This is a genomic window from Bacillus alveayuensis (assembly GCA_030812955.1).
Taxonomy (GTDB): domain Bacteria; phylum Bacillota; class Bacilli; order Bacillales; family Aeribacillaceae; genus Bacillus_CB; species Bacillus_CB alveayuensis.
Genome location: JAUSTR010000046.1, coordinates 1 through 2,895, shown reverse-complemented (window position 1 = coordinate 2,895; position 2,895 = coordinate 1). Strand labels below are relative to the sequence as shown.

At 52.1% G+C, this 2,895-nt stretch carries 3 protein-coding genes; all 3 read right to left on the bottom strand.

Annotation, left to right across the window (positions count from 1 at the left end):
• Nucleotides 1-207 precede the first annotated feature (207 nt).
• Complete coding sequence (locus J2S06_RS16000) at nt 208-1,008, bottom strand: ExeA family protein (protein WP_011230283.1); 801 nt, start codon at nt 1,006-1,008, stop codon at nt 208-210.
• On the bottom strand, nt 1,001-2,254 hold the full coding sequence (locus J2S06_RS15995) for an IS481 family transposase (protein WP_419152960.1): 1,254 nt from the start codon (nt 2,252-2,254) through the stop codon (nt 1,001-1,003). The genes J2S06_RS16000 and J2S06_RS15995 overlap by 8 nt, the downstream gene beginning before the upstream one ends.
• A gap of 152 nt (nt 2,255-2,406) precedes the next feature.
• A partial coding sequence (locus J2S06_RS15990; protein WP_419152959.1) for a DUF6431 domain-containing protein occupies nt 2,407-2,895 on the bottom strand: 489 nt, incomplete at its 5' end.

Genomic DNA, 2,895 nt, shown 5'->3' with positions numbered 1-2,895 from the left:
TGTAAATTAGCACATTATTTCAGAATCCCTTTTTCAAATTATTTCAGGCGGATTCGGAAATAATGTGCAAAATTTTTGCGGATTGTTCCGGATTTTGCACATTATTTCGGAACGTTTGCACGCTCTTTCAGATGAAGATTTCCAGCGCGCCTGATGGACCGATGGAAAAGAGAAAGCACAAAAGAGGCCGATTCGGCCCCTTTCGTGCTAATACCCCATTTCCTCTGCGGCCATGCGCACCACTTCTTCGTCAATGGCGTCCTTTTTCAGCTGATACCCGTATAACAGGCACGTCGTGGCCAACGTGTTGATCACCCGAGGCCACCCTCGCGACTGCAGGGCAATCGCCTCTAACGCCGATGGAGTGAAGATCGGATGCTTCGCCCCGGCCTGTTTCATCCGATGCTCGATGTAGCCCGCCACCTCTTCCCTCTCCAGCGGCCCCATCCGGTATCGCATGATGATCCGCTGGTCGAGAGGGTGGTGCTGATTGAGCCGTAGCTTCCCCTGTAAATGGGGCAGCCCGGCCAAAATCAAGACAAATGGGTTGGTCGAATCCATCTCAAAGTTGAACAAGATTGCGATGTCCTGTAAAAATGCATCCTTTGCTAAATGCATCTCGTCCAAAATGAACACCGGCGTGATCCGCCGTTCATGATACAATCGCTCGATCGCCTGCTGGATTTGGCGGAAGAGATCTACCTTGCGGTACTTCGGTTCTTCTCCTAATCCCAAGGCCAGTCCACGGTAAAAATCCATCACTCCTCCGGTGGATAACGGAAAGTAGACGACATGATACAATGATGGATTCAATGACTCTTTCAGCGCCCGAAGGGCGAACGTCTTGCCCGCCCCCGGCTCTCCGATCAACAGCCCGATCCCCCGGGTTCGTTTCACGTACTCCAGCGCCCGCAACGCTTCCTGAAATGGCGCCCCTTGATACGCCTCGGACGGGTCTGTTTCTTTCGCAAACGGCTCCCGCGAAAGGGAGTAAAACGATTTATACACCGTGTTCTCCCTCCTTCGCCGGAATCGCCGCAAACGGGGACCGATGGCGTTTTACATAGGCGTTGTCCTCCAAACGAACTCGAACGGCCTCCGCCACCTTCCTTCCATCTTCGTACACATAGACGCCCCGTTCATCATAGCGGAGTTCAATCGATTGCCCAATGAACTGGGGCGGCACTTCATACAGCTGCTTGTTCAAGGTGATCGTTCCATCGTCTTTGACCTTGCGGTGCTCCCGTTTCAGAAAAATCGCATCCAGCCAATCGCCATCTTCGATGAACGACACGAGATGCACTTGCGATTGAAACACCTCATGCGGCGTTTTTCCGTCCAGTGAGGCGTGCGGTTTTCGATGATACTCCTCTTCAAGCCACCTCCAAAAGCGCTCGTTCAGCTCTTCGAGCGACTTCGGGGGATCCAACTCCAGCAGCGGATAAAACCGCGTCTGTACGGTGCGGAAGAACCGTTCGATTTTCCCTTTGCTTTGCGGATCATACGGCTGGGTGTGGATGAGCGTAATCCCCATCTCGGCGCACGCATACTGCAGCACCTCGGATCGATAAATTTTCCCGTTGTCCGAGTAAATGCGCTTCGGCTTCCCGCAACGAAGCACTGCTTCCTTCGTGACGATCCGCAGCCCGTCAAACTTCTCCGAAGGGAAAAACTGCGCGTACGGCACCAACCGCGAGCAGTCATCGATATAGGCGATCAAAAACGTTTTCTGGGCTTTCCCATTGACTCGAATCGTTGGTCCATGGGATAAGTCCCCTTGCCAAAGCTCATTGATCTGGTCATACGCAAAGCGTTTTCGCTCCGGCATGGGCAAAATTTCTTTCCCGACAAGGTTGTGTTTTTTCAATAATCGGTATATAGTAAAGTAAGAGGTATGGTTTTCTGGGATTTCCCCCTGCTCGATTAGGTGTTCGTAGAACACCGTCACGGGCATGGTGGGATGTTCTTTTCTTAGGGCTAAAATATGATCTTCATCATCGGGCGACAGACGCCTTGAGTGGCCGCGGTCCGAACGGCGCTTCGGCTTTAAGGCGTCAAAGCCCCCTTTTTTGTATCGGGTGCACCAATCGAGGATCGTCTTGGCTGCGATTCGCTTGTCTCCCTGGTGGGGAACATGGTGCACTCGCTTGCTCACCTCTTCCAGATACGTCTTCGGTTCCACCTGCCCATTCACCAACGGAGCGATTAGTCCGTACCGAAACAGGGCAATGTCGTGTCTCATCGACTCATCCATTCGAATCTCCTCCTTGTCTCACTTGGAATCAGGACCGTTCCGGTCCTCCTGCCCTTATCGTACCGAATTGCTTTTTCTCCGTCGATAGGAAAGGTTTGTGGGAACCGCAACTATTTCCAATTTAGGGTATGTATGTAAAATCAGGATCCCATTTAATTCGCAAAAGGGTGTCGGAATCCGCCCTCCCACATCTCTCTGATGGCCGAATAGAGACCGTGTTCCTCTAACGTCCGGATCCACCAAGAAGCCCGTTCCTTTTCTTTTTTCACGATAGGGCCTATGATCCTCCACCGCCTCGCAAAAAAGCTGTGAAGGTTTGATAGGTTTCGGCAGAACCGTCGGACATAAAAGATGATACCGTCCTTTGTCAGGAGGAACGGAGCCTGGTTCGTCCTTTCGGTCAATCCCAACTGCTCTTTCACGACTTGCCATATGGCAGACAACGTATACTGAAAATACGGGAGGAGAAAGGAAGGCAGCACACTCACCGTTTTCAAGCATTCCCGACAGCGATACCGGACAATCCAAATGCGATAATCGCCATGTGGGGTCAATGCGTTTCGCTCATAGTAACCGTGGCGGTGCAACGGGCGCTTGGCCCGGCAATGCGGACACTGTTTCAGAAGAGGGAAGTCGTTTTC

Coding starts and splice junctions, on each gene's coding strand:
- J2S06_RS15995 (WP_419152960.1), bottom strand. CDS start 2,254: ATGGATGAGTCGATGAGACACGACATTGCCCTGTTTCGGTACGGACTA.